Raw genomic sequence first — 24,007 nt, forward strand, 5'->3', positions numbered from 1 at the left:
GCAGCGGGTTCGCGCACTGCCGGGCGCGGCACGGACTCGCTTGGCCGCAAAACCGACTCGACTCATCGCCGGTTCATTGTCCCCCTGCGACTCCTCGATTCAGATGCCAGCAAGGGATGGTCTGCGGACCGGATTGAGGGATTTTGCAATGACACGGGATTACGCTTCGAAACTGCGCGGTGCGGTTATCGGCCTGTTCGGCGCTCTGGCGCTGGCGGCGACGCCGGCCTTGGCGCAGGTCCAGTCGGTCGATCCCGACAAGGCCATCGACGGCGATCTGGCCAAGCCGGCAGCGGCACCAGCGGCCGCGCCGTCGCCCTCTATCGATGCCGCACCCGTCTCCGCGCCAGAGGCTGTTCCGGCTGCAACCGATCCTGCCGCCCAGGCGGCCCAGGCTTCAACGGCGCCGCAACAGGCAGTGCAGGAAGGCGCTACTTACAAGGAAGACGATTTGATCGGCGCCGCCGAAGGCGTCTTTGGCAAGGGCGCCAAGGGCCTGGCCGACCTGATCAAGGGCGTGCTCAAGAAGCAGGGCGAACCCAATGGCTACATCGTCGGGCGCGAAGGCGGCGGCGCGCTGGGGATCGGGGTGCGTTATGGTTCGGGCACGCTGTTCCACAAGGTCGAAGGCAAGCGCCCGGTCTATTGGACCGGGCCGTCGATCGGCTTCGATGCCGGGGCCAATGCCGGCAGCACCTTCGTGCTGGTCTACAACCTCTACAACACCGATGATCTCTACAAGCGCTTCCCGGCGGGCGAGGGCGCGGCCTATCTGGTCGGCGGGTTCCACGCCAGTTACATGCGCCGCGGCGATGTCGTGCTGATCCCGGTGCGCGCCGGGGCGGGCCTGCGGCTGGGGGTCAATGCCGGCTACATGAAGTTCTCCGAAAAGCAGCGGTGGTTGCCGTTCTGACCCGTACCCCGACCTGACGCCGTGGCCGGGGGGCAGGACACGGCGGGGGGCTTCCTCGAACTGCGCTGGCTGAGCGGCTGGCGCGTGGCGGGCTATGCCCGGGTGCTGCTGCTGGCCTCGATCGTTGCGGTGGGCTTTGCCCTGCGCGCCGCACTGGGAAGCGATGGCAGCGATTTCCTCGCGTTCTGGTCGGCGGGCAAGCTGGTCCTCGCCGGGCGTCCGGCGGCGGCCTACGACCTTGCCGCGACCGGCGCGATCCAGGCCGAGTTGGGGCGGCCCGAAGTCTTCGCCTTCGTCAATCCGCCGCCGTTCCTGCTGGCGCTGTGGCCGCTGGGCGCCTTGTCTTTCCCGGTCGCCTGGACGGTCTGGGTGGCGGCGACCTACTTGCTATGGCTGGCGGTCACGCGGCCACTGGCGGGGCGGCACGGCTGGCCGCTGGCGGCCTATCCCGGGGCATTGATCGCCGCGACCCATGCCCAGACCGGCTTCGTGACTAGCGCATTCCAGGCAGGCGTGGCCCGGCTGCTCGAACGGCGACCGATCGCGGCGGGGCTGTGTCTGGGCGCGCTGATCGTCAAACCGCACCTCGCCGTCCTGTTTCCTTTCGCTCTGGCCGCGGACCGGCGCTGGAAGGCGTTTGTCGCTGCCGGGGTCGGGGTGGTGCTGTGGCTGGGAGTGGCTTGGGTGCTGCTCGGTAGCGAGACGATGCTGGCCTACCGCAAGAGCTGGGAGGTCAGCCGCTTTCTGATGCGCGAGGACGACGCGGTGTTCTTCCTGCGCCAGGCGACGGTCTATGCCCAGTTCCGCGCCTGGGGGCTGCCCACGGCGGCGACGATTGCCCAGGCCTTGGCGACGCTGGCCGCGATAGCGACAACATGGCGCGGCTGGTCTGGGAAGAGTCCGCTCGACGGTAAGATCGCGCTGCTGTTCGCGCTGACCCCGCTCGCCACGCCGTACCTGTTCAATTACGACCTGCCGTTCCTGGCCGTGCCGACTTTGTGGCTGGTAGCACGGGAAGCGCGCCGCCCCGGCCATCGCTTTGCCCGGCTGGAACTGCTGGCGCTGTACCTCGCACCGGTGCTGGCCCGCGCCGCGGCTCTGCCGCTGCACGTCAACCTGACCCCGCTGGTCTGCCTGTGGATGGCATGGCGGGTGTGGCAACGTATGCGCGGCGCAGAGCCAGAAATCCCGGCCTGACAGGCCGATTTGCGCTTGTCCCGCGCCCCTGTGCGGGTCTAAGGGCCGCGCCATCATGCTCAGCAACCTGACCCAACAGCCCGCCGATGCGCTGCTCGCGCTGATCAAGCTCCACAACGACGATCCGCGCGCTGACAAGATCGATCTTGGCGTCGGGGTCTATCGCACCGGGCAGGGCGATACCCCGGTGTTCGGCGCGATCAAGGCGGCGGAGAAGAAGCTGCTCGAGACCCAGACCTCGAAGGCCTACCTAGGCCCCGAGGGTGACATGGGCTTCGTCCACGCGCTGATGCCGTACATCTTCGGCAAGGACGATCCGACCATGCAGGGCCGCATCGAAGGGATGCAGGCCCCGGGCGGAACCGGTGCGGTGCGCCTGGCGGTGGCGCTGGCCAAGAAGGCGGGCTTGCAGCGGGTGTGGATGGGGGTGCCAAGCTGGCCCAACCATGCACAGATCTTCGGCGATCTGGCGCTAGAGCTCAAGACCTTCAACCACGCCACCAAGGCCGGCCGGGTCGACATGGATGCGCTGGTCACCGCGCTCAACCTGGCCGCGCCGGGCGATGCGGTGCTTCTTCACGGCTGCTGCCACAACCCGACCGGGATCGATTACACCCCGGCGCAGTGGGATCAGATCGCCCCGTTGCTTGCCGAAAAGCAGCTGCTGCCGATCCTCGATCTCGCCTATCAGGGGCTGGGCCAGGGGATGGAGGAAGACGCCTATGGCGTGCGCCGCGTCCTGGCCGCAGTGCCCGAGGCGCTGATCGCCTATTCGTGCGACAAGAACTTCGGGATGTACCGCGACCGCGTCGGCGCGATCTATGTGATGGCGCAGGACGGCGAAGTGCTGACCCGCGTGCTGTCGAACGGTCATGCCCTGGCCCGCGCGGCCTGGTCGATGCCGCCCGATCACGGCGGTGCCGCCGTTCGCCTGATCCTGGAAGATCCGGCGCTGACCGCGCTGTGGCTTGACGAGCTCGACACGATGCGTGCCCGCATGAACCAGGTCCGCGCCCGGCTGGCCGAGGCCGGCAGGGCCGGGTCGGTCGACCTGACGCCGCTGGGTCATCAAGCCGGGTTGTTCTCGATCCTGCCGCTTTCGGCCGAGCAGATCCAGAAGCTGCGCAGCGATCACGGCATCTATATGGCCGGGTCGGGCCGGATCAATATTGCCGGGCTGACCATGGGCAACATCGACAAGTTCATCGCCGATGTCGCGGCGGTCAGCGCCGCGGTCGACGCCTGATCATGGACCGTCAGCCGGTCCTCGAAGGGGAGCGGCTGCTGCTCAGGCCGCTGCGGCCCGATGACTGGCAGGCGCTCTTTGCCGTCGCCAGCGATCCCAAGGTGTGGGAACTGCATCCCGCCAACGACCGCTGGAAAAAAGATGTCTTCCGCGCTTATTTTGATGATGCGCTGGCACAGGGCGGAGCATTGGCGGTTATCGACAAGCTGGACGGGGCAATGATCGGCTCGTCGCGGTTGCAGGGCTTCGATCCGGCCGATGGCGGCTCGGTCGAGATCGGCTGGACATTCCTCGCGCGCAGCCACTGGGGCGGCGCGTTCAATCGCGAGATGAAGCGGCTGATGCTCGCCCATGCTTTGCAATACGTCGGGCGGGTCGATTTCAGGGTGGGCGAAAACAACCTGCGCTCACGCCGGGCGATGGAAAAGATCGGCGGCAGGCTTAGCGGGCGCGACGGCGGCGTGATCCAGACTGCCAGCGGACCGGCGCGGCACGTCGTTTACGAAATCACCCGCGACAGCTTCGCCAGCGGGCCGCTTAGCCTCTGAGCGATTGCATCCGCATCAGGTAGCGCGCCAGCACGTCGATCTCGAGATTGACAGCATCACCGGCCCTGAGTGCACCCAGCGTGGTGACCTCGGCCGTGTGGGGAATGATGTTGAGCGCGAAGTGGCAGGTACCGTCGGCCTGGTCGGACACCTCGTTGACGGTCAGTGAGACGCCGTTGACGGTGATCGATCCCTTGGCGGCGATATAGGGGGCCAGTTCGGCCGCGGCGGAAATGCCGATGCGGGTCGAATCGCCCACCGGGCACGTCCCGACCACGCTGCCGATTCCGTCGACGTGGCCGGTGACGATATGCCCGCCCAGCTCGTCGCCCAGCTTCATCGCCTGCTCTAGGTTGAGCTGCGCACCATGCTGCCACATCCCCGGCACGGTCCGGCTGACCGTTTCGCCCGAAATGTCGACCGCGAACCAGGCATCGCCCGCGCTTCCGCCGCGTTCGACCACGGTCAGGCACACGCCCGAACAGGCGATCGAAGCGCCGATCGCGATCCGGGCGGGATCATAGGGGCAGGCGATCACGGCGCGCAGGTCGCCCTTCTGCTGCGCTTCGCGGATCGTGCCGACGGCGGTGATAATTCCGGTAAACATCAGCTGCGCTCGTAGACGGCGAGGGTGTCGTTGCCAAGCTGGCGCTTGTCGCTGAGCCGCCAGGCCGAATCGGCGGCCAGCGCAGCCTCGGTCAGTTCGGGTAGGGCAGGGCCGGGACCGTCCACGGTCAGCGGCGCGCGGTAGAGCAGCAGGCGGTCGACCAGACCGGCCGCGAGAAAGGCCCGCGCGGCCCCCGCGCCGCCTTCGACCATCAGGTATTGCGTCTCCGCCATGGTGCCGATCCCGCTCGGAGTGGCAAGCGCGTACCATCCGTCAGGTGCCGCGCCCGTGGTCAGCAGCCAGCGCTGCGGACTGCGGTTCTCGATACCGGGCAGGCGCACGTCGAGCCGCGGCGCATCGGCCACGAAGGTGCCGCGCCCGACCACGATCGCGTCCATCCGCGCCCGCATTGCGTGCACATGGTTGCGAGCAATCTCGCCAGTCAGCCATTGGCCTCTGCCGGGGCCGGGGGTCAGGTGTCCGTCCTGCGACAGTGCAAGCTTGAGCGTGACGTGGGGACGGCCCTGTGTGCTGCGTGTCAGGTATCCGGCCAGGCGGGCCTGGCAATCGGGCGATTCGATCAGATCGACTGCGATCCCCGCGGCGCGAAGCCGGGCGATTCCCTGACCGGCGGTGCGCGGATCGGGATCGACGCAGCCGATTACGACGCGGACAATGCCGCTGGTCGCGACCAGATCCGCACAGGCTGGGCCGCGCGCGCTTTGGTGGGCGCAAGGTTCAAGTGTGACATAGAGCGTTGCGCCGGCGGCCGACCCGCCCAGCGCGTCCAGCGCCATGGCCTCGGCATGGGGGCGTCCGCCGGGCTGGGTCCAGCCGCGCGACAGAACCACGCCATCCTTGACCAGAATTGCGCCGACCGCCGGATTGGGCCGGGACAAGGGCACCCCGCGCGCGGCCAGCGCTGCCGCCGCCTGCAACCACCGGGCGTCTTGTTCAGCGCTCAACCGAAGGCTTTCCAGCCCGCTCAAGGATGGCCTCGGCCCTGGCTCTGGCAGCGGCGTCAGCCTTGGCCTTGTCGGCGTCAGCCTCGGCCTTGAGCTTGTCGACATCGACACCGGAGGCGCGTCCCAGCGCCATCCACGCATCCTGGCCGACCTGGTCGTATTCGCGCTGCAAGGCCTCACGCTGTTCCTTGCGCTTCTGGTTCTCGGCAATAAAGGCCCTGGTTTCGGCATCGGTGCGATGCTCGGGCCAGGCGGTTATATAGGTGATTTCGGGCAGGGCCCGCGCCTTTTTCCAGCTCTCACCGGTCAGGAACGAAAACAGGAATGCCGTGGTCGCCGCGGCCAGGACCATGAACAGCCAGCGGTTCGGGCCAGCCTGCTGATAGACCGTGCGAAAGTCCGAGATCGCCCCGGCGGGATTGACGTTGCGCAGAAAGTTCATGGCCCAAAGATAGGGCCTTGCGCGCCTTTCCGCCAGTATTCAGTTATCGCAGCTAGCCAAGCGCAAGGTAAAGCGTGCGCCCTTCGCGTTTGAGCCAGCGGTTGGCGGCGCGCATATCGCCTTCGAACAGGTCGCCCAGCAGGGCGTGAAACGCCGGGCTGTGGTCGAAATGGACCAGATGCGCGACCTCGTGCGCGACGACCGAGCGGCGCACGAAATCCGGCGCCATGATCAGCCGCCAGTTGATCCGGATCGTCCCGTCGCGGGCGCAGCTGCCCCAGCGCCGTTGGGCACTGCTGAGCATCAGCCGCGGCACTGGCTTGCCGGCCTTTAGGCAATAGTGATCGAGGTCGACGCTCATCAGCGCACGCGCTTCGTTCTGCAGCCAGCGCGACAGCCGCCCCGGCAGCGATTCGGCCGGCCCGCCGACCAGCAGCTGCCCGTCGTCGATGACGATGCGCCGCGCCCGCGCCGGATCGTGGACGATTTCCAGCGCATCGCCGCGCAGGCGCAGCGTGCTGCCGTCTGCGGGCGCGGCGACTTGCGGCAAGGCATCAAGCTGCGCCCCCAGCCACGAAGCCTTGCTGCGGGCAAAGGCCAGCGCCTCGGCCGTGCGGCCCCATTGCGGCAGGGTCACGCGGATTTCGCTGCCGTCGGGAGCCAGTCGCATGGTCATCCGCCGCGCCTGGGCGTTGCGGCGCACGACCAGCGGCACCAGGCGGCCGCCGATGTCCACCGCCAGATCGTCCTTGGGGCGTAGCAGCCAGTCAATCATCGGCCAGCTCCATCCCCGGCGGCAGGATGATGTGTTGTTCCAGCGGTCCGGCGACCAGCTCGCTGATCGCCCGCCCGCGCACCGAAATGCCGGCCTGATGCACCGCCTCAGGATCGCCGCACACCAGATAATGCCAATCGGGCAGCGGCTGGTCGTCGGCGCGCAAGCGGTAGGCGCAGGTTTCAGGCAGCCAGTCGATCGTCAACGCCAGCTTTGGATTGAGCTTGAGGCAATCGGGCACGTGACGCTTGCGGTTGGGATAGTCGCTGCACCGCGCACTGGGAATGTCGAGCAACTTGCAGGCGACATTGGTGGGATAGATTGCTCCGGTGTCTTCGTCCTCGGCCTTGTGCAGGCAGCAATTGCCGCATCCATCGCACAGCGCCTCCCACTCGTTGCGGGTCAGTCGGTCAATCGGCAAGGTCCAGAAGGCGTCGCGCAGGTCACTCACCGCACCGATATAGCAAGATCCGCGGCGACTGCCTCTGCATTCTTGTCTATCGGCAGCGTCTCGACCGGTTTTCCATCCGGATCGAACAGATAGGCGGCGCGGCTGTGTTCCATCAGATAGCCGCCGGGGACGGTCTTGCCCTTGATTGCCAGCGCCTTGAAATTGCGGATCGCTTCATCGACCTGGGCCTGGCTGCCGGTCAGGCCGATCAGACGCGGAGAGAAGGCAGCGGCGAATTCGCCGACCTTGGCCGGGGTGTCGCGCGCCGGATCGACCGAGATGAAGATCGGCTGGACCTTTGCGGCCTTGTCCGGGTGCGCCTTTTCGAAGCGGGCGAAGCCCTGCATCAGAACGCCAACGTCCATCGGGCAGGCGTCGGGGCAGAATGTGTAGCCGAAGTAGACGATCCGCCATTTTCCGGCGAAATCGGCCCAGCGCACGGTCTTGCCGTCCTTGTCGGACAGAGTGAAGCTGCCGCCGATCGCCGCGCCTGCCAGATCGACGCCCTGAATCTCTTGCTTTGGGGCATCGGTACCCGTGCATCCGGCAAGCAGGGCAAGCGCCGCTAGGATTGAAAATGTCGCTGGCTTGGTCATGGCGCAGCGGTTCATGCTCTGCTAAACCGCGCGGTGCAAGAAGCCATCCGTGCACGAACGAACATTTGTGCGCGGTCGCGAACGTAACAGGGAAATGCCACGTGCCGTATTGTCGTTTTGTGAACCGTGTCGCAGCGCCGCTTGTCGCTGCCAGCCTGATCTGGGCCGCGCCGGCCGCGGCACAGTTTTCGGACAGCTACAAGTTTCTTGAATCGGTCCGCAAGAAGGAGGGCCAGCAAGTCACCGATGCGCTGGACAAGGGCAATCCCAATCTGATCAATACCCGTGACATTACGAGCGGCGAGACGGCGCTGCACATTGTCACTGGTCGCCGCGATCTGAGCTGGATGCAGTTCATGATCGCCAAGGGTGCCAACGTGAATGCGCGCGATGGCAAGGGACAGACCCCCCTGGTGGTCGCCAGCAATTTCAACTTCGTCGAAGGGGTTGAGCTGCTGGTTTCGCACGGCGCGCGGGTCGACGAATCGAACAACGCCGGAGAGACGCCGCTGATCAATGCGGTTCACAATCGCAACATTGCCCTGGTCCGCGTGCTGATCAAGGCCGGCGCCAGCGCGACCCGTGCTGACAATTCCGGCCGCACCGCGCTCGACTATGCCGCGGTCGACGGCAAGGGCGGAACGATCTGGACGGAGTTGGAAGCCGCGCGAAAAGCCAAGACAGCGGTTGGTGCCAAGCCGACCTACGGCCCCAGCTTCTGAGGCCGGCGATGATCACATCCCCCACTTCGCTTGATGACATGCGCCTGGCCCTGGCGCCTGCCCTTGCCGAGGCAGCGGTGTGGGACGGGTGGAGCGAGACCGCGGTGCGCGCGGCCGCCGCGGCGCAGGGTGTCGATCCCGATGCTGCGGCCTTTGCCTTCAAGGACGGGCCGATGGCGATGATCGCGGCGTGGATCCACGCGATCGATGCCGATATGGCCGCCTCGCTGCCGCTGGAACGTCTTGCAGCGATGAAGATCCGCGAACGGATCCACGCCTTGATCCAGTTCCGGCTTGACGCGGTAGCCCCACACAAGGAGGCGCTGCGTCGCGCCCTGGCGATCATGGCCATGCCGCAGAATGCACCGAAAGCGCTCAAACTGGGGTGGGGCAGTGCCGATGCGATGTGGCGCCTCGCCGGCGATGTCGCCACCGACTACAACCACTATACCAAGCGCATGACCCTCGGTTCGATCTATGCGGCGACGCTGGCCGTGTTCGCCAATGACGAAAGCGCGGATCACGCGGATACCCGCGCCTTCCTCGATCGGCGCATCGAAGACGTGATGCGCTTTGAAAAGGCCAAGGGTCGCCTGCTGCGCCCGCGCGAGGAAATGTTCAGCCCGGCACGCCTGCTGGGTCGGCTACGCTATCCGGCGCGTTGATTGGGTGCGCAAGGCTGCCGGGTAAATTTGACCCAAGTCAAATCTATTGCGAATGACTTGCAATAACCGTGCCGCTATGGCAGCGCGGTTGGCATGACTCTCGATCTTCTTCCGATTGGCCAGCGCGCGCGCATCGTCGCGGTCGACTGGCGGGCGCTGGTCGATGAAGAAGCGCATCGGCTGCAGGCGCTGGGCATCGATGTCGGCGCGCGGGTCGCGATTGCCCACCGCGGGGTATTTTCCGGAAGCGACCCGATTGCGCTGATGATCGGACGGATGACCGTGGCCCTGCGCCGCGCCCACGCCCGTGCCATGACGGTCGAAGCGCTGTGACCCAGGCGCCCGCCCGCGCCGCGCTGGTCGGCAATCCCAACGCCGGCAAAAGCGCGCTGTTCAACGCGCTGACCGGGGCGCGGCAGAAGATCGCGAATTATCCCGGCGTCACGGTGGAGCGCAAGGCCGGGCGGCTGGTGCTGCCCAGCGGCGCGCCTGTCGAACTGACCGACTTGCCCGGATCCTACGGCCTTCACGCCACCAGCCCGGACGAGGAAGTGACCCGCAAGGTCATCATGGGCGAATTTCCCGGCGAACCTGCCCCCGACGTGCTGGTAGTCGTGCTCGACGCCTCGAACCTGGAACAGCATCTGGTCTTTGCCCAGGAAGTGATCGCGCTGGGCAAGCCCTGCGTGGTTGCACTCAACATGGTCGATCTGGCCGAGCGCGATGGGCTGGTCGTTTCGGCCGAGGCTTTGCAGGAAGCGCTGGGGGTTCCCGTGATCGCCACGGTTGCGGTACGTCGCCGCGGATTGGGCGAGCTGGCCGATGCGATCGGCAGTGCCCGTGCCAGCCAGACCGGCGCACCGCATCCGCCCGTCCCGCTGGTCGAGCGGCGGGTTACCGCCCATGCCATCGCCGACGCGGCGATCGTGTCGGAAACCTCGCGCCACCGGCTACATGCCCGGCTTGACCGGGTGCTGCTCAATCCGTGGTTGGGGCCGCTGATCCTGTTCGCGCTGCTGTTCGTGGTGTTCCAGGCGGTGTTCACCTGGGCGACGCCCTTTGCTGACGCGCTTGAAGCGCTGTTCGCCTGGCTGATCGCGCAGGCCCGCGCGGTGCTGCCTGCAGGACTGCTGCGCGATCTGCTGACCGACGGCATTCTTTCGGGCGTCGGATCGGTGGTGGTATTCCTTCCCCAGATTGTCATCCTGTTTTTCTTTATCCTGGCGATGGAGGCATCGGGCTACATGGCCCGCGCGGCCTTCCTGATGGACCGGCTGATGGCCGGGGTCGGGCTGTCGGGACGCAGCTTCATTCCGCTGCTCTCCAGCTTTGCCTGCGCGATTCCCGGGATCATGGCGACCCGCAGCATCACCGATCCCCGCGACCGCCTGACCACGATCCTGATCGCCCCGCTGATGACCTGTTCGGCGCGGCTGCCGGTCTATGCGGTGATCATTGCCGCCTTCATTCCCAATCGCGCCGTATTTGGCCCGGTCGGCCTGCAGGGCCTGGTGCTGCTCGGCCTTTATGTCATCGGCATCGTCGCGGCGATGGTGGTCGCGCTGGTGCTGCGACGCTCGGTGACCAAGGGCGCGGCCAGCGGGTTCATCATGGAACTGCCCAAGTACCAGATGCCGCGGCTGCAGGACCTGGCGATCGGGCTGTGGCAGCGCGCGTGGATCTTCCTGCGCCGCGCCGGGACGATCATCTTCACGGTCACGGTGATCCTGTGGATCCTGCTCAATTTTCCGCGTGCCGGGGAAGGGCAGAACCAGGTCGACGCCTCGATCGCCGGCAAGATCGCCAACGGCCTTGCCGTGGTGGTCGAACCGATCGGCTTCAATCGTGACATCGCTTTGGCGCTGATCCCGGCGATGGCGGCGCGCGAAGTCGCGGTCAGCTCGCTCGCCACGTCCTATGCGGTCGGCGCGACCGACGAGAACCAGCAGGCGCAGCAGCTTGGCGCGCGGCTCAAGGCCAGCTGGACCCTGCCCACCGCGCTCGCCTTCCTCGCCTGGTTCGTATTCGCCCCGCAGTGCATGAGCACCATCGCGGTCACCCGGCGCGAAACGAATGGGTGGAAATGGCCCGGGTTCATGTTGCTCTACCTGTTCTCACTCGCCTACATCTTCGCGGGAATCACCTACTGGAGCGCCGTCGCTCTGGGTTTGTAGAGCGAAACGAGGAATTCAATGGCAGGCAGCGTCAACAAGGTCATTCTGGTCGGCAATCTCGGCGCCGATCCGGAAGTGAAGTCGTTCCAGAACGGCGGCAAGGTCTGCAATCTGCGCATTGCCACGTCGGAAAGCTGGAAGGACCGTAACACCGGGGAAAAGCAGGAACGCACCGAATGGCATTCGGTCGCGATCTTTTCCGAAGGTCTGGCCGGCGTGGCCGAGCGTTTCCTGCGCAAGGGATCGAAGGTCTACATCGAAGGCCAGCTGCGCACCCGCAAGTGGCAGGATCAGCAGGGCAATGACCGCTATTCGACCGAAGTCGTACTGCAGGGACCCGGCGCGGTCCTGACCATGCTTGACGGTGCGCCCGGTTCCGGTGGCGGCGGCGGGCAGCGCAGCGGCGGTGACTGGGGCGCAGGCGGTGGTTCGGGCGGCGGTGGCGGCAGCTATGGCGGCGGGCAGAAGTCCGGTGGGTCGGGCTTCGGCGGCGGTGCGGCTGGCGGCGCAGGCGGTTTCGCCGACGATCTCGACGACGACATCCCGTTCTGATCGACTAGTCTTTCAGCAGCCTCTTCAGCGCGGCAAAGGGACCGGTCTCACCCTCGATGGCCAGACCGGCCTTGCGCCGCGCCTCTTCGGCGGTGGGTCCCGACAGATAGGGATCGATCGCCAGGCCCAGCGTCTGCGCAATCGCTTCGCCCAGATCAAACTGGCTGCCTGACATCTCGATATCGTCAAGTTCGCCTTCGGCTAGCGCGATCTCGGCATCGGGGTCGGGCGCGGCCAGCGCGGGGACGAAGCGCAGCGCGACAGGTTCGTCTATCGCAACGTCGAGTTCTTCGGCCGAAACGGCGCAGAGCTGGACGATCTGTGCCCTGAGCCGTCCATTGGCCAGGACATTAACGCCGTCGGGCGCCAGCGTCACCGTCGCTTCCAGCGCCTTGACCGCGACAAGGTCGAATCGCCGGGCAAGCGCGGTGCACTCCTCGAGCGTGGCAACAAGCTGCTGCGGTCCGGCGGGAAGAGCGCGCTGGGAAAAGTTGCGCGTAAACTCGCTCATCGCGGAATCGCTCCGTTCAGCAGGTCAGCGTCCGATGTCGCTGCCAGAGTTGCCGCCAGGTGCCGCAACTCGGCGGCGACAGCGGCGGGGGCAGGCCGTTCGCCGAACGTCACGTTGCGTTCCAGCGCGGCGATCAGATCGGCGTCGTTGGCCTGGGCCAGAGCACCGCGCAGGGCATCGATCCGTCCGCCCAGCGCGCTGACCAGCTTGCCGATCCGCTTGCCGACCACCAGGTCGCCGACCCCGCTCTGGCGCAGCTGGCCGTCCATGTCGTCGACAAACAGTTCGGTCAGTCGTGCCGAAGGCAGGCGCAAGGCGTCGTTGCCGTCCATCCGCAGCATGACCAGCGCCAGCACCAGGGTGATCGCGTCAAACCGGCCGGCCACCGTATCGGCGATCCCGCCTTTCGCATACCAGCCGGGTTCGCGCGCAATTTCGACCACGCGGTGCCACAGCGGGCGCAAGGCATCGCGCGGATCGGGCTGGGTACCAAGCAGACGGCCAAGAAACGACATGCGCGTAGTGCCTTTCGATCATTCAGCGGGGATTAAACCCCGACAGCCCAAGCGGGCGCCGCGAGCCGGGATTGCCAGGTGCGGCAAGGTTGCCTAAGGCTCGGCGGCGATAGAATAGACGATGGCGGGCGGCAATGTCCAAGTGACTGCGCACCGCCGGACTGGAGCAATGGGTTTGATGCAGCACAGGTCTCGTTTTCTGCTGGCCGCGACGGCACTGCTGGCGCTGGGTGCGTGCAGTTCGATCAAGGACCACCGTGGCTACATCGTCGATCCGGTGCTGGTCGATTCGATCCAGCCGGGCATCGACAATGCCCAGTCGGTCGAACGGACCCTGGGCCGCCCCACCTTCATCAGCGATTTCGGCCGCAAGGACTGGTACTATGTTGCGATCAACGCGCAGCAGAAGCCGTTCGGCAGCCCGCAGACCAAGGATCAGCTGGTCATGAAGATCAGCTTCGATGAAAAGGGCAATGTCGCCGCGATCAATCGCAGCGGCATCGAAAAGGTTGTCCGGCTCAATCCCGATGGCGACAAGACGCCGACTCTGGGCCGTGAGCGCACATTCCTGGAAGATCTGTTCGGCAACATCGGCACCGTCGGCGCAGGTGGCGGCGGCGGCGCCAGCGGGGACAACACTGGCGGCCCCAACGGCAGTTGAGGTTGAAGCGCGCCGGATCGCACATATATCCGGCGCATGAACTCTTCACACGAACGCCACGGCCTGGTCCAGTGGCACGGCACTACCATCATCGGCGTCAAGCAGGGCGGCAAGACCGTCATCGCCGGCGATGGCCAGGTTTCGATGGGCAATACCGTGATGAAGCCCAACGCCCGCAAGGTGCGGCGGCTGGGTGACGGCAGCGTCATTGCCGGCTTTGCCGGGGCGACCGCCGATGCCTTCACCCTGTTCGAACGGCTCGAAAAGAAGCTGGAGCAGCACCGCGGGCAGCTGATGCGCGCCGCGGTCGAGCTGGCCAAGGACTGGCGTACCGACAAGTACCTGCGCAACCTTGAAGCGCTGATGATCGTCGCCGACAAGGACGTCCTGCTGATCCTCACCGGCAACGGCGACGTGCTCGAGCCCGAGGAAGGCATTGCCGCGATCGGTTCGGGCGGGAACTATGCCTTGTCCGCCGCCAAGGCGCTGACCCAATACGAGCAGGATCCCGAAAAGATTGCCCGCCGCGCCATGGCCGTCGCCGCCGAAGTCTGCGTCTTCACCAACGACCGCGTGACGGTCGAGGTCATCTGATCCCATGCAAGACAATCTGACCCCCAAGGCGATCGTCCGCGCGCTCGACGAACACATCATCGGCCAGGCCGAAGCCAAGAAGGCGGTGGCGGTGGCGCTGCGCAATCGCTGGCGCCGCCAACGGCTCAGCCCCGAACTGCGCGACGAAGTGACGCCAAAGAACATCCTGATGATCGGGCCGACGGGCTGCGGCAAGACCGAGATCAGCCGCCGTCTGGCCAGGCTGGCCGAAGCGCCGTTCGTCAAGGTCGAGGCGACCAAGTTCACCGAAGTCGGCTATGTCGGCCGCGATGTCGAACAGATCGCCCGCGACCTGGTCGAGGAAGCGATCCGGCTGGAGAAGGAGCGCCGCCGCGAAGCGGTGCGCGAAGCCGCCGAGAAGGGCGCGATGGATCGGCTGCTGAAGGCACTGGTTGGCGAAGGCGCGTCCGAAGCGACGCGCGAGAGCTTTCGCCAGCGCATTGCCCAGAAGGCGATGGACGATACCGAGGTCGAGATCGAAGTTGAGGATTCGCCCACCGGCGGGTTCGACATTCCGGGGATGCCCGGCGGGGTCGGGATGATCAACCTGTCCGACATGATGAACAAGGCGATGGGCAAGCAGAACCTCAAGCGCCGCAAATTGAAAGTGCCCGAGGCCTGGACCAAGCTGGTCGATGAAGAAGCCGAAAAGCGCATGGACCAGGACGATGTCGCCCGCGTCGCGCTGCACAATGCCGAGCACAACGGCATCGTCTTCATCGACGAGATCGACAAGATCGCGGTTTCGGACGTGCGCGGCGGCTCGGTCAGTCGCGAAGGTGTGCAGCGCGATCTGCTGCCCTTGATCGAAGGCACCACGGTGGCGACCAAGTACGGCCCGATGAAGACCGACCACGTGCTGTTCATCGCCTCCGGCGCGTTCCACGTCGCCAAGCCCAGCGACATGCTGCCCGAATTGCAGGGCCGCCTGCCGATCCGGGTCGAGCTTTCGGCGTTGAGCGAGGACGATTTCGTCCGCATCCTCTCCGAAACGCGCGCCAACCTGGTCGAGCAATACCGCGCGCTGCTGGATACCGAGAAAGTCAGTGTCGACTTCACCCCCGAAGCGGTGCGCGCGGTCGCCCGCATCGCCGCCCAGGTCAACGAAAGCGTCGAGAACATCGGCGCGCGCCGCCTGCAGACGGTGATGGAAAAGCTGCTCGAAGAATTGAGCTTCGAGGCCGAAGACCGCCAGGGCGAGGCCATCGTGATCGACGAGGCCTATGTCCTGGGCCGGCTCGCTGGCCTGGCCAAGGACACCGACCTGTCGAAGTACATCCTGTAAGCATGCAACTGATCGAGGCCCGTCCCGAACACTTTGTCGCGCTGGTTGCTGGGGACGTACCGCCGGACGCGCGTTCGCTGGCGCCGAGCGCGCTGGCGCCGGTTCCGGTGCTCGAAATGTTGGCGGCATTGTCGGCGCGGATCGGGGCAAGCCATGTCCCCAACGCGTGGATGATCGTCGAGCAGGGCACTGTTGCCGGCCTGCTGACCCTGGTCGCCGAACCGGCCGAGCGTGCCGTGACGATCGGCTATGGCGTCGCCGAGAGCCATCGCGGACGCGGCCTGGCCAGCGGGGCGGTGCGCGAACTGCTGGAGCTGCTGCGCCATGACCAGCGGGTCGACGCCGTCCTGGCCGAAACTTCGACCGAAAACCCGGCATCGCAGCACGTGCTGCGCGTCAACGGCTTTGCCGAAACCGGACAGCGAACCGATCCTGAGGACGGCCCGCTGATCTGCTGGCGCAAGTCCTTGGGGTGAACCCCGTCAGGGGACCACGGCCAGCCCCTTGAGATAGGCGTGGATAGCCGTCCGTTCGGCTTTGGTCAGGTATTTGTAACGACCGCGCGCGACCTCGCTCATCAGCGGCAGTTCGCGCCCGCCGGCGGCGCTTCCCGTGGTCAGGAACCGTTCGAAGTCGGCGGCGGAATAGTTGGCCGCTAGGGCGCGGATGTCGGGTGTCGATTTGCCGTCGATCGGATTGGTCCTGCCGCGCAGGTCGATCCCGTGGCATTCGGCGCAAGTCGCGCGCGTGATGTGACGCGCCAGATCGTGGCCCAGCGCTGCGGGTGCTTCGGTCTTGCCAGTGGCCTGCACTTCTTCAGCGGAGGAGCGGTAGACGCCTTCCTTGCGTTTTGCCTGAAGCAGGGGCCCCATGCTGGGCGAAGGGTGAACCTGCCCGATTGCCGGCTTGCTGCGGACATAGCTGGTCACCGCGTCCAGTTCCGCCGGGGTCAATTGCGTGAACAGGTATGACGGCATGTCCCACAGCTCGCGTCCGTCCGGCTGCTTGCCGCTGACCAGCGCCTGCGCGAACTGCTTGTTGTCCCACTTCCGCGCCGACTGGGTCAGGTTGGCGGTCCACAGCACGCCCAGATCATCGCTCCAGTTGCGCCCACCCAGATCGTCGCCGTGGCAGCCCGTGCAGCCAAGCACGCGGGCCAGCCGCTCGCCGTGCGCGACCGGCTCGCTCGACAGGCGTTCGAATGCGGCGTGGCTTTCGCCGGGCGCCTGCGCCGAGCAGCCTCCCACGAACAGCGCAACGGCAAGCATGATCGATCGCATGAAATCCCCCAACCGCGACCCAGGAACTACCTTATCACAGCCGTGCCTGTTGCAGAGCAATTTCTCTGCTCGGCCCCGGGAAGCGCTGGCGAGCGCTCTTGAAGACAGCATTTTGTTCTGGTAACGTTCCGGCCTGGCGGTGTACGAAAAGGAGAGTTGCCATGTCGCTTGAAGGCGGGTGCCAATGCGGTGCCGTGCGCTACCGGGTCAGCGGCCAGCCGCAGCACAATGCGCTGTGCCATTGTGCCGATTGCCGCAAGAGCGCGGGCGCGCCGATGGTCGGCTGGGCGGCATTCGCCGAGGCCGACTTCGCCGTGACTCGCGGCGAGCCGGCGACCTACAATTCGTCCGGCGCATCGCTGCGCAGTTTCTGCCCGAAATGCGGCACCGGCCTCTTTTTCCGCAATGCCGAGACGCTGCCGGGGATCGTCGATATCCAGACGGGTACGCTCGACGATCCCGCTCTGCTGCCGCCCGATGTCCAGATTCAGGTGGCAGAGCGCCTGCCCTGGATGGCCACTGCGCACACGCTTCCTGCGTTCAAGCGCTACCCAGGGATGCCTGAGGACTAGCGGGGCAGGGGAATGCGCGTTAGGCAATCCGCATGCACAAGACCCCCGACGACAAGCCGATCTATCGCCTGCTTACCGGCAAGGACGACCGCGCCTTTTGCGAGCGCGTGTCCGAGGCACTGGCGCAGGGCTGGCGGCTCTATGGCTCGCCCAGCCTCGCCTGGGACGAGGAGGGCGGCCATATGAAGGCGGCTCAAGCGGTCGTTTGGGGCGAGGCCGATGTCGTGAAGTGACTATTCTGCTGCCACGCCGGCTTCGTCCATTGCTTCGGCCTGTCGCGCCCACATGTCGGCATAGAGGCCGCGCTTGCGCAATAGCGCGGCGTGGTTGCCTTGTTCGGCCAAACGGCCTTCGTTCAGCACCAGGATCGTGTCGGCGTCTGCGATCGTCGACAGGCGGTGGGCGATGGTCAGCGAGGTGCGACCTTCGGCGACGGCGTGCAGCGTGGTCAGGATGTCCTGCTCGGTCCGGCTGTCGAGCGCGCTGGTCGCTTCGTCGAGCAGCAGGATCGGCGGGTTCTTGACCAGGGTCCGGGCGATGGCGACGCGCTGCTTTTCCCCGCCCGACAGCTTGAGCCCGCGTTCGCCCACCGGGGTGTCGAAGCCCTGCGGCAGCCGCTCGATCAGGTCCATCAGCGCCGCACCGCGGGCGGCGGCTTCGACATCGGCCTGGCTGGCACCGTCGCGGCCATAAGCAATGTTGTAGCCGATGGTGTCGTTGAACAGCACGCTATCCTGCGGGACGATCCCCAGACTGGCGCGCAGACTGGCCTGGGTGACCGCGCGGATGTCCTGCCCGTCGATCAGGATCCGTCCCGACCACGGATCGTAGAAGCGGAACAGCAGCCGCGCGATCGTGCTCTTGCCCGCCCCCGAAGGCCCGACCAGCGCAACCTGCTGCCCGGCCGGCACTTCGAAGCTCAACCCCTGCAGGATCGTCCGGTCGGGTTCATAACCAAACACGACATCGTCGAACACCACGGTCGGGCGCGCGATGACCAGCGCCGGTGCGCCGGGCACGTCGCGCACTTCGACTTCTGTATCGATCAGCTGGAACATCGCCGCCATGTCGATCAGCCCCTGGCGGATCGTGCGATAGACCATGCCCAGCATGTCGAGCGGGCGGAACAGCTGGGTCAGGTTGGCCTGGACAAACACAAGTTGCCCGGCCGAGTAGCGCCCGTCGGCCCAGCCTTTAACCGTGAGGGCTAACGCTGCCGCCATCAGCAGGTTGGATATCAGCGCCTGCGCCATGTTGAGCAAGCCCAGGCTATTTTCGCTCTTGACCGCGGCATCGGCGTAGGCGCGGGTGGCCTGCGCATAGCGCGCTTCCTCGCGCGGTTCGGCGGCGAAGTATTTGACCGTCTCGTAGTTGAGCAGCGAATCGACCGCGCGGCCAAGCGCTTGCCCGTCGAGCTGGTTCATTTGCTCACGCAGGGCAGTGCGCCATTCGGTGATGGTTCGGGTGATCCAGATATATGCGATCACCGCCAGCGCAGTCGCGATCACCAGCGACCAGCCAAAGTTGAGGAAGAAGACTACCGCCACCCCGACCAGCTGGAGCACCGTGGGGGCGATGTTGAACAGCATGAAATAGAGCATGGTATCGATGCTCTTGGTGCCGCGTTCGATGACCTTGGTCACTTCGCCGGTGCGCCGTGCCAGATGGAAACGCAGCGATAGTTGGTGCAACCGGGCAAAGACATGCTCGGCCAGCTGGCGGGTGGCATCCTGGCCGACTCGCTCGAAAAAGATGTTGCGAAGGTTGTCGAACACCACGCCCAGCAACCGTCCAGCGGAATAAGCCAGGACATAGAGCAGCGCGAACTGAATCACCCGCGCACCTGTCATGTTCATCGCATCGATGGCCCACTTGAGCAGGTAAGTGAGCGCGAATTGCATCGCAACCGAAGCAAGCACGAGCAAGACTGCGATAATGATCCGTAGCCGCAGGCCTGGCCGGTCGTGGGGCCACAGGTAGGGCATGAAGCGGCGCAGGGTATCCCAGCCGTATTGGCGCCGGACCTGCCCTGTCATCGTCGAATCGTCGGACTGCATCGCCGCAATGTAGGGACTAACGCGCGCTGCGAAAGGCGCGCCTTGCCTCAGCGGCTCGAAGCAGTGCTCCAGAAGGTGTTCGAATCGGTCACGCCATCGGGCAGGTCGAACATGATCTTGCGCGTCGCAAAGTCGATCGCGATGCGCCGGAAGACCTGCAACTCGCGCATGCCAAGCAGCACTGCCGGACGGTTGGCCAGGCCAAGGGCGCCGAAGGCGGGGGTATCGGCATAGGCGATCTGGACATTGTTGATGTTGGCCGCGCCGATGCTCAGGGTCCGGCTGACCGACAGGTCGGCGACGATTTCCTGTCCGGTCACGCTGCGCAGCATGGTCTGGTCCTGACGCCCCCTCCGCTTGACGATGGCGGCCTGCAGTGCGCGGTTGCCGATCGTACCCTGCGCGCCGGTGTCGATCACCACGTCGGTCAGGATCCCGTCGATCCGCGCATTGGTGACGATCAGCTGGCCCGACTTGCGCCGCGCCGTGACGACAATCTCATACCCGCGATTGCCGCCCAGGGTCTTGGCATCGCCGATGGCCATCAGCTTCTTGCCGAAATCGATCAGCACGCGCTGACCCTGCAGGCTATCGACCCCCAGAATGCCGTCAGCGCCGATATTGGTGGTCGTCAGCAGCGGGGCATAGAGGCTGTAAAAGCTGCGCCGCCCGATATCGAGCTGCTCCACCGACACGGCATCGACCCGTTCGCGCCCGGCAATCCCGACCAGCGTCGCGCGGGAACGGTTCTGGATGCCCAGCCGGTTGGCCAGTTCGGTGCTGAGCACGGTGTTCTGCGATCCGGTATCGACCAGGAATTCAAACGGCCCCTGTTCGTGGACGCGCACCGGCACGGTCATCCGGCCATCCCGATCCTTCTGCATGCCGACAATATCGACGTCAGAGCTTTGCTGGGTACCGGTTTGCCCGGTGATGACGGGAATGGCCGCAGCAAGCGACAGAAACGAGGCGGCAAGCGCAGTGATCGGCATGACAGGATCCTCTCCGGGCAAAGGATACGCCTCTCATGACGGCATGACCATGCTCTTCGTCGATCACCTGGGGGGCTTGATCAGAACGTGTCCAGAAAGAACGGGTCCGTCGCGGCATCGACCTTGCGGAAGAACCACGCTCCGCTGGCCCGGATCGCCGGAGCATCGTCAGCCGCAAGCGTGCGCGGACTGGAAGCGCCATCGTCGAAGTGGATGAAGCGCTTGTTGTCGTGCAGGTGCCCGGCATAGGAGGCGGCGATGATCGATTGCACGGCGTGCTCGTCGGCGCAGGCGGTCCAGCGCAGGCGGCCCGAACTCCGCAGGACGGCAAGCTCGCGCGCGGCGGTCTGCAAGGCCGGCAGGGGCAGGGACCACCAGCTGGATCCCTTGCGCCAGCGGCCGTAGGGGCGCGAGCGCTGCATGCCGAAAAAGGTGCCAATACGATCGGCCAGACGCCCGATCCGTCGCAATTCCCAGCCCGCGGCATAGGCCAAGCGGTCGCGCTGGGGATCGAGCCGCAGCCAGCGCGAACCCGGATGCCAGTTCTGCATGCGGTCTTCCTGCACGCCGGGAACCGCCTCGATGAAGCAGGCCTGCGCCCCGGCGGCGGCGATGTCGGCGACGATCGTGTCGCGGCCCACGGCGGGCCAATCGACGCCGCTGAGGACGTGGGCATAGTCGCACCCTTCGGCCAGCGCGGCCTCGATCAGGAGGCGATCGGCTTCGACCTGGCTCCAGTGGCCCCAGCGCACCGCGACCGGATCGGCAATCGTGATGATCCGCCCGGGCCCACCGAGTGGCCGCGCCTGCAGGTCGCGCCACAGCGGCGAGGCGGCGTCGGCATGGACCACCGCAAAATCGGGCGAGCCGGGGGTAAGCAGGCGCTGCAGCAAGCGTTCAAGCGCGGGTCGATCATGGTGCGCCATGATCAGATAGGCCATCCGCATCGCTTTAGCCCCTGGCGCGGCGCAGCGGTTGCGGCCACAGGTGGCCGAGCATCAGCTTGACTTCATCCCAGGCCGGATGCCGGACCAGGACCAGCGCACCCAGCCAGAACAGCGCGCCGACGCCGGCGAGGCCGACCAGCGGCAAAAGACCCATCTCCGCACGGTACAAGCCGGTTTGCAAAGCAGTGAACAGGGGAAATCCCGCGGCAACGGCGCACAGGCCGCTGCGCAGATAGACCATGACAATGCGCTGCGCCGGTATTGCGAGCAGCTTCTTCTGAAAGGTGATGTAGATTGCGAACCATAAGGCGCCGGTGGCGAGCCGGCTCATCGCCGCCGCCTCGACGCCATAGAGGCAGGCCAGGCCGAGAATCAGGACGGTCAGGACGGTATCGAGCAGATTTATCCACACCAGCGACTTGATCCGACCAAGCAGGATCGGGATGTCCATCTGCAGCGGCACGGCAACGAAGAAGATCTCACCCAGCGCGGTCCAGCGCAGCAAGGGGGCAACAGCCTCCCATTTGGGGCCGTACAGCGCCAGGACTACGGGTTCGGCAGCAAGGGCCAGGCCCAGCATGGCCGGCCAGTTCAGCGCCGTATTGCAGGCAACCAGATGGAGGTACGGCTCGCCCAGCGGCTCGCCAGCGTCGCGCTTGCGGGCGAATGCCGGGTAGAATACGGTGTTGATCGCGCCGACCACCAGGGTTGAAAGCTGCGCCGCCAGCGCGCTTGCCCGCGTGAACAGACCCGTAGCCACGACGCCAAGCAGTCGCCCGACGATCAGATCCTGCGAGCGCAGGCCGATTGCCGCGCTGCAGCTGATGACGAAGGACGACGAACCGAAGCCGAGCAGGGGCTGAACTGCCGACCGGTCGCGGATCATGCGCGGGAAAACCGGACGGAAGGCCAGGACGATCAAGGCGCGGGTTGCGGCGGTCGCCAGCACGCCCCAGGCAAGGGCACCCGGTCCGGCACCATGGGCGGCGCAGACGAACGCCGTGACGCCCCCGGCCAGGGCCGATCCGGCATTGGCCACAAACAGCGCGCGAAAATTCATCGCCCGGGTCAGCAATGCCGCCGGGACCAAGGCCAGCGGAACGATGGCATAGGACAGCGCGATTACCAGCACGATCGGCAGCAACGCGGGTTGCTGATAGAACCGGGCGAGGGGCAGCGCGGCTGCGGCCACCAGCAGTGCGACGAACCAGCCGAGCGCGACGGCAACCGCGGCATAGTCGCGGATTGCTTCGTCCTTCATCTCGGGCTGGCCGGACACGAAGCGGCTGATCCCCAGATCCTGAAAGATCGCGAACATCATCGCGGCGGCCAGGGCGATCGAGAACAGGCCGACATCGGCGGGGAGCAGGAAAAAGCGCGAGACGATTACGCTGGTCGCGAACTGGATCGCGAAGCTGGCGTATTGGGAGGCCAGCGACCACAGCGCCGCGCGGCGGATGCTCATCGCGCTAGGCCCGCGCCAGCGCGGCGGCCAGCCGGGCGGCGCGGCGCGGCTCGCCGAAGCGGACCAGCCGCGGCACCGTCAGCCACAGATCGCGGCCGCGGCCGCCGTCCTCGATATGTTGCAGCAGCAATTCGAAACCGGTGCCGCGCAGCGCAAAGGGCGAATAGACCAGCGACCGGGCAATCGCGCCGCGCACTTCGCGCGTCACGCCGTCGCGGCCGAACAGCGCATCAAGCTGGCCGAGGGGGGGCAGACTGTCGAGCTCGGCGGTCGGATCGGGCCGTCCGGCCAGGCGTTCCATGTAGGCCATCCGGGCAATCGCCGCCCCGGTCTGCTGTTCGACGGCGTGCCGGTTCGAAACCTGTCCGGCATAGTGTCGATAATCGAGCAGACGTTCAGGCAGATTGGCGATCTTGGTATGATGCGCCACGCGCAGCCACAGGTCGTAATCCTCGCAGTGGCGGAAGGCCGCGTGATAGCCGCCGACAGACAGCACCACATCGCGGCGGTAGATGACGCTGGGGTGGGCTAACAGCGGCCCGCCATGGACGATGTTGTGCAGGAAGGCGTCATGGGTGACGGGATGATCGTCGCCCGAGTTGTGATAGGCCGCGCCATTCTCGTCGATATCCCGGGTATAGCTGCCGATCACGCCATGATCTGGATAGGCGGCCAGGAAGGCGATCTGCTTGGCAAAGCGCTCGGGCTTGCACAGATCATCAGCATCCATGCGCGCGATCAGCGGGGCGCGGGCCTCGACCAGCAGCTCATTGAGGCTCACAACCAGTCCGCGGTTTTCACGAACGATCGGGCGGATACGCGAATCGCGCGCGGCCGCGGCGGCAATGATCGCGCGGCTTGAATCGGTGGATCCGTCATCGAGGATCAGAAACTCGTAGTCGGTGAAGGTCTGCGCCAGGACGCTGGCGATGGCCGATTCAAGGAACCTTTCTCCGTTGTAGACGCTCATCGCCACACTGAGAGTCGGTGATGTCATGCGGAAAAGTCCTGCGAATCCCTGTCAGGCCGCAGATTTGCGGAATTCCTGCTGTCTCAGCGGGTATTAGGCGAACAGGGTTAACAAGCCTTTTCCCGTGAATCGCCCGCCTGTCATGCGTGCGAGATGGGACGAATTCGAAGGCGCAAAGCGCGGAATCGCGCGCCGACACCCGATCAAACCCGCAGAACTCCGAGGGTTTCTGAGAAATTGAAATAAAATTGCAAAAACCCTGTTGACCGAATCAAAGGTCAGGC

Annotated in this window: 29 protein-coding genes; 15 read left to right on the forward strand and 14 right to left on the reverse strand. The window is 65.8% G+C overall.

The genetic code is table 11. From position 1 onward, the window contains the following. Positions 1-148 precede the first annotated feature (148 nt). The 4 genes from ACFFF7_RS13065 to ACFFF7_RS13080 are packed head-to-tail and all read left to right on the forward strand — an operon-like array spanning position 149 to position 3,904. A complete protein-coding gene (locus tag ACFFF7_RS13065) occupies positions 149-913 on the forward strand; it encodes a DUF1134 domain-containing protein (RefSeq protein WP_379481786.1) in 765 nt (254 codons plus the stop codon). Positions 914-934: 21 nt separating this feature from the next. Further along, the gene (locus ACFFF7_RS13070) at positions 935-2,110 is read left to right on the forward strand and encodes a glycosyltransferase family 87 protein (protein ID WP_379481787.1); all 1,176 of its coding nucleotides are present in this window, start codon (positions 935-937) and stop codon (positions 2,108-2,110) included. 55 nt (positions 2,111-2,165) lie between these two features. Then, positions 2,166-3,356: an amino acid aminotransferase gene (locus ACFFF7_RS13075; RefSeq protein ID WP_379481788.1), complete on the forward strand. Its 1,191-nt coding sequence runs from the start codon at positions 2,166-2,168 to the stop codon at positions 3,354-3,356. A 2-nt stretch (positions 3,357-3,358) separates the two neighbouring features. Beyond that, complete coding sequence (locus tag ACFFF7_RS13080; protein WP_379481789.1) at positions 3,359-3,904, forward strand: GNAT family N-acetyltransferase; 546 nt, start codon at positions 3,359-3,361, stop codon at positions 3,902-3,904. Here the strand turns inward: ACFFF7_RS13080 and ACFFF7_RS13085 are convergent. Genes ACFFF7_RS13085 through ACFFF7_RS13110 form a run of 6 tightly spaced genes read right to left on the reverse strand, consistent with a single transcriptional unit; the run spans position 3,894 to position 7,740 of the window. Next, positions 3,894-4,511, reverse strand: coding sequence for a riboflavin synthase (locus tag ACFFF7_RS13085; RefSeq protein WP_379481790.1), 618 nt, complete (start codon positions 4,509-4,511; stop codon positions 3,894-3,896). The genes ACFFF7_RS13080 and ACFFF7_RS13085 overlap by 11 nt on opposite strands. Further along, positions 4,511-5,476: a bifunctional diaminohydroxyphosphoribosylaminopyrimidine deaminase/5-amino-6-(5-phosphoribosylamino)uracil reductase RibD gene (ribD, locus tag ACFFF7_RS13090; RefSeq protein WP_379481791.1), complete on the reverse strand. Its 966-nt coding sequence runs from the start codon at positions 5,474-5,476 to the stop codon at positions 4,511-4,513. The genes ACFFF7_RS13085 and ribD overlap by 1 nt, the downstream gene beginning before the upstream one ends. Further along, positions 5,466-5,918: a hypothetical protein gene (locus ACFFF7_RS13095; RefSeq protein WP_379481792.1), complete on the reverse strand. Its 453-nt coding sequence runs from the start codon at positions 5,916-5,918 to the stop codon at positions 5,466-5,468. Before ACFFF7_RS13095 ends, ribD begins: the two co-directional genes overlap by 11 nt. Before the next feature lie 52 nt (positions 5,919-5,970). Continuing rightward, on the reverse strand, positions 5,971-6,693 hold the full coding sequence (locus tag ACFFF7_RS13100; protein WP_379481793.1) for a M48 family metallopeptidase: 723 nt from the start codon (positions 6,691-6,693) through the stop codon (positions 5,971-5,973). After that, positions 6,686-7,153 (reverse strand): YcgN family cysteine cluster protein, encoded by a 468-nt coding sequence (locus ACFFF7_RS13105; RefSeq protein ID WP_379481863.1) that lies wholly within the window; start codon positions 7,151-7,153, stop codon positions 6,686-6,688. The genes ACFFF7_RS13100 and ACFFF7_RS13105 overlap by 8 nt, the downstream gene beginning before the upstream one ends. Further along, positions 7,141-7,740 carry an SCO family protein gene (locus ACFFF7_RS13110; RefSeq protein WP_379481794.1) on the reverse strand — a complete coding sequence of 200 codons (600 nt, stop codon included), beginning with the start codon at positions 7,738-7,740 and terminating at the stop codon, positions 7,141-7,143. Before ACFFF7_RS13110 ends, ACFFF7_RS13105 begins: the two co-directional genes overlap by 13 nt. A gap of 119 nt (positions 7,741-7,859) precedes the next feature. Here ACFFF7_RS13110 and ACFFF7_RS13115 point away from each other — a divergent pair, with 119 nt between their 5' ends. The 5 genes from ACFFF7_RS13115 (at position 7,860) to ssb (ending at position 11,853) form a co-directional block, all read left to right on the forward strand. Further along, entirely contained in the window at positions 7,860-8,462 is a 603-nt protein-coding gene (locus tag ACFFF7_RS13115; protein WP_379481795.1) for an ankyrin repeat domain-containing protein, read from the forward strand. An 8-nt stretch (positions 8,463-8,470) separates the two neighbouring features. Next, complete coding sequence (locus tag ACFFF7_RS13120) at positions 8,471-9,127, forward strand: COQ9 family protein (RefSeq protein ID WP_379481796.1); 657 nt, start codon at positions 8,471-8,473, stop codon at positions 9,125-9,127. A gap of 93 nt (positions 9,128-9,220) precedes the next feature. Continuing rightward, entirely contained in the window at positions 9,221-9,460 is a 240-nt protein-coding gene (locus tag ACFFF7_RS13125) for a FeoA family protein (RefSeq protein ID WP_379481797.1), read from the forward strand. Continuing rightward, positions 9,457-11,301 carry a ferrous iron transporter B gene (feoB, locus tag ACFFF7_RS13130; RefSeq protein ID WP_379481798.1) on the forward strand — a complete coding sequence of 615 codons (1,845 nt, stop codon included), beginning with the start codon at positions 9,457-9,459 and terminating at the stop codon, positions 11,299-11,301. Before ACFFF7_RS13125 ends, feoB begins: the two co-directional genes overlap by 4 nt. Before the next feature lie 18 nt (positions 11,302-11,319). Continuing rightward, on the forward strand, positions 11,320-11,853 hold the full coding sequence (gene ssb / locus ACFFF7_RS13135) for a single-stranded DNA-binding protein (protein WP_379481799.1): 534 nt from the start codon (positions 11,320-11,322) through the stop codon (positions 11,851-11,853). A gap of 4 nt (positions 11,854-11,857) precedes the next feature. Here ssb and ACFFF7_RS13140 read toward each other — a convergent pair whose 3' ends face one another. Further along, entirely contained in the window at positions 11,858-12,364 is a 507-nt protein-coding gene (locus ACFFF7_RS13140; protein WP_379481800.1) for a YceD family protein, read from the reverse strand. Next, the gene (locus tag ACFFF7_RS13145; protein WP_379481801.1) at positions 12,361-12,879 is read right to left on the reverse strand and encodes a ubiquinol-cytochrome C chaperone family protein; all 519 of its coding nucleotides are present in this window, start codon (positions 12,877-12,879) and stop codon (positions 12,361-12,363) included. The genes ACFFF7_RS13140 and ACFFF7_RS13145 overlap by 4 nt, the downstream gene beginning before the upstream one ends. Positions 12,880-13,057: 178 nt before the next feature. On the opposite strand from ACFFF7_RS13145, the gene ACFFF7_RS13150 reads away from it, so the two are divergent. Genes ACFFF7_RS13150 through ACFFF7_RS13165 form a run of 4 tightly spaced genes read left to right on the forward strand, consistent with a single transcriptional unit; the run spans position 13,058 to position 15,916 of the window. After that, positions 13,058-13,540, forward strand: a complete 483-nt coding sequence (locus ACFFF7_RS13150; protein WP_379481802.1) for an outer membrane protein assembly factor BamE — start codon at positions 13,058-13,060, stop codon at positions 13,538-13,540. A gap of 36 nt (positions 13,541-13,576) precedes the next feature. Continuing rightward, positions 13,577-14,134, forward strand: a complete 558-nt coding sequence (gene hslV / locus ACFFF7_RS13155; protein ID WP_379481803.1) for an ATP-dependent protease subunit HslV — start codon at positions 13,577-13,579, stop codon at positions 14,132-14,134. A gap of 4 nt (positions 14,135-14,138) precedes the next feature. Further along, positions 14,139-15,440 (forward strand): ATP-dependent protease ATPase subunit HslU, encoded by a 1,302-nt coding sequence (gene hslU, locus ACFFF7_RS13160; RefSeq protein ID WP_379481804.1) that lies wholly within the window; start codon positions 14,139-14,141, stop codon positions 15,438-15,440. Between the two features lie 2 nt (positions 15,441-15,442). Continuing rightward, on the forward strand, positions 15,443-15,916 hold the full coding sequence (locus ACFFF7_RS13165) for a GNAT family N-acetyltransferase (protein ID WP_379481805.1): 474 nt from the start codon (positions 15,443-15,445) through the stop codon (positions 15,914-15,916). Between the two features lie 6 nt (positions 15,917-15,922). On the opposite strand, the gene ACFFF7_RS13170 is transcribed toward ACFFF7_RS13165, so the two are convergent. Further along, on the reverse strand, positions 15,923-16,720 hold the full coding sequence (locus ACFFF7_RS13170) for a c-type cytochrome (RefSeq protein ID WP_379481806.1): 798 nt from the start codon (positions 16,718-16,720) through the stop codon (positions 15,923-15,925). Positions 16,721-16,881: 161 nt separating this feature from the next. Between ACFFF7_RS13170 and ACFFF7_RS13175 the strand changes: the two genes are divergently transcribed. Then, on the forward strand, positions 16,882-17,292 hold the full coding sequence (locus ACFFF7_RS13175) for a GFA family protein (RefSeq protein WP_379481807.1): 411 nt from the start codon (positions 16,882-16,884) through the stop codon (positions 17,290-17,292). A gap of 32 nt (positions 17,293-17,324) precedes the next feature. Continuing rightward, positions 17,325-17,525: a DUF1737 domain-containing protein gene (locus tag ACFFF7_RS13180; RefSeq protein ID WP_379481808.1), complete on the forward strand. Its 201-nt coding sequence runs from the start codon at positions 17,325-17,327 to the stop codon at positions 17,523-17,525. Here ACFFF7_RS13180 and ACFFF7_RS13185 read toward each other — a convergent pair whose 3' ends face one another. From ACFFF7_RS13185 to ACFFF7_RS13205, 5 genes are all read right to left on the reverse strand, one after another. Then, entirely contained in the window at positions 17,526-19,328 is a 1,803-nt protein-coding gene (locus ACFFF7_RS13185; protein WP_379481809.1) for an ABCB family ABC transporter ATP-binding protein/permease, read from the reverse strand. Positions 19,329-19,396: 68 nt separating this feature from the next. After that, a complete protein-coding gene (locus ACFFF7_RS13190) occupies positions 19,397-20,341 on the reverse strand; it encodes a retroviral-like aspartic protease family protein (RefSeq protein ID WP_379481810.1) in 945 nt (314 codons plus the stop codon). A gap of 80 nt (positions 20,342-20,421) precedes the next feature. Next, positions 20,422-21,288 (reverse strand): beta-1,6-N-acetylglucosaminyltransferase, encoded by an 867-nt coding sequence (locus tag ACFFF7_RS13195; RefSeq protein ID WP_379481811.1) that lies wholly within the window; start codon positions 21,286-21,288, stop codon positions 20,422-20,424. Positions 21,289-21,292: 4 nt separating this feature from the next. After that, positions 21,293-22,753: an oligosaccharide flippase family protein gene (locus ACFFF7_RS13200; RefSeq protein ID WP_379481812.1), complete on the reverse strand. Its 1,461-nt coding sequence runs from the start codon at positions 22,751-22,753 to the stop codon at positions 21,293-21,295. A 4-nt stretch (positions 22,754-22,757) separates the two neighbouring features. Next, a complete protein-coding gene (locus ACFFF7_RS13205) occupies positions 22,758-23,750 on the reverse strand; it encodes a glycosyltransferase (protein WP_379481813.1) in 993 nt (330 codons plus the stop codon). Between the last annotated feature and the right edge of the window lie 257 nt (positions 23,751-24,007).

Origin of the sequence: Novosphingobium aquiterrae, assembly GCF_042434435.1 — a bacterium.
Lineage (GTDB): Bacteria > Pseudomonadota > Alphaproteobacteria > Sphingomonadales > Sphingomonadaceae > Novosphingobium > Novosphingobium aquiterrae.

Coding starts and splice junctions, on each gene's coding strand:
- ACFFF7_RS13065 (WP_379481786.1), top strand. CDS start 149: ATGACACGGGATTACGCTTCGAAACTGCGCGGTGCGGTTATCGGCCTG.
- ACFFF7_RS13075 (WP_379481788.1), top strand. CDS start 2,166: ATGCTCAGCAACCTGACCCAACAGCCCGCCGATGCGCTGCTCGCGCTG.
- ACFFF7_RS13080 (WP_379481789.1), top strand. CDS start 3,359: ATGGACCGTCAGCCGGTCCTCGAAGGGGAGCGGCTGCTGCTCAGGCCG.
- ACFFF7_RS13085 (WP_379481790.1), bottom strand. CDS start 4,511: ATGTTTACCGGAATTATCACCGCCGTCGGCACGATCCGCGAAGCGCAG.
- ACFFF7_RS13095 (WP_379481792.1), bottom strand. CDS start 5,918: ATGAACTTTCTGCGCAACGTCAATCCCGCCGGGGCGATCTCGGACTTT.
- ACFFF7_RS13100 (WP_379481793.1), bottom strand. CDS start 6,693: ATGATTGACTGGCTGCTACGCCCCAAGGACGATCTGGCGGTGGACATC.
- ACFFF7_RS13110 (WP_379481794.1), bottom strand. CDS start 7,740: ATGACCAAGCCAGCGACATTTTCAATCCTAGCGGCGCTTGCCCTGCTT.
- ACFFF7_RS13120 (WP_379481796.1), top strand. CDS start 8,471: ATGATCACATCCCCCACTTCGCTTGATGACATGCGCCTGGCCCTGGCG.
- ACFFF7_RS13125 (WP_379481797.1), top strand. CDS start 9,221: ATGACTCTCGATCTTCTTCCGATTGGCCAGCGCGCGCGCATCGTCGCG.
- ssb (WP_379481799.1), top strand. CDS start 11,320: ATGGCAGGCAGCGTCAACAAGGTCATTCTGGTCGGCAATCTCGGCGCC.
- ACFFF7_RS13140 (WP_379481800.1), bottom strand. CDS start 12,364: ATGAGCGAGTTTACGCGCAACTTTTCCCAGCGCGCTCTTCCCGCCGGA.
- ACFFF7_RS13145 (WP_379481801.1), bottom strand. CDS start 12,879: ATGTCGTTTCTTGGCCGTCTGCTTGGTACCCAGCCCGATCCGCGCGAT.
- ACFFF7_RS13150 (WP_379481802.1), top strand. CDS start 13,058: ATGCAGCACAGGTCTCGTTTTCTGCTGGCCGCGACGGCACTGCTGGCG.
- hslV (WP_379481803.1), top strand. CDS start 13,577: ATGAACTCTTCACACGAACGCCACGGCCTGGTCCAGTGGCACGGCACT.
- hslU (WP_379481804.1), top strand. CDS start 14,139: ATGCAAGACAATCTGACCCCCAAGGCGATCGTCCGCGCGCTCGACGAA.
- ACFFF7_RS13165 (WP_379481805.1), top strand. CDS start 15,443: ATGCAACTGATCGAGGCCCGTCCCGAACACTTTGTCGCGCTGGTTGCT.
- ACFFF7_RS13170 (WP_379481806.1), bottom strand. CDS start 16,720: ATGCGATCGATCATGCTTGCCGTTGCGCTGTTCGTGGGAGGCTGCTCG.
- ACFFF7_RS13175 (WP_379481807.1), top strand. CDS start 16,882: ATGTCGCTTGAAGGCGGGTGCCAATGCGGTGCCGTGCGCTACCGGGTC.
- ACFFF7_RS13180 (WP_379481808.1), top strand. CDS start 17,325: ATGCACAAGACCCCCGACGACAAGCCGATCTATCGCCTGCTTACCGGC.
- ACFFF7_RS13185 (WP_379481809.1), bottom strand. CDS start 19,328: ATGACAGGGCAGGTCCGGCGCCAATACGGCTGGGATACCCTGCGCCGC.
- ACFFF7_RS13190 (WP_379481810.1), bottom strand. CDS start 20,341: ATGCCGATCACTGCGCTTGCCGCCTCGTTTCTGTCGCTTGCTGCGGCC.
- ACFFF7_RS13195 (WP_379481811.1), bottom strand. CDS start 21,288: ATGCGGATGGCCTATCTGATCATGGCGCACCATGATCGACCCGCGCTT.
- ACFFF7_RS13200 (WP_379481812.1), bottom strand. CDS start 22,753: ATGAGCATCCGCCGCGCGGCGCTGTGGTCGCTGGCCTCCCAATACGCC.
- ACFFF7_RS13205 (WP_379481813.1), bottom strand. CDS start 23,750: ATGACATCACCGACTCTCAGTGTGGCGATGAGCGTCTACAACGGAGAA.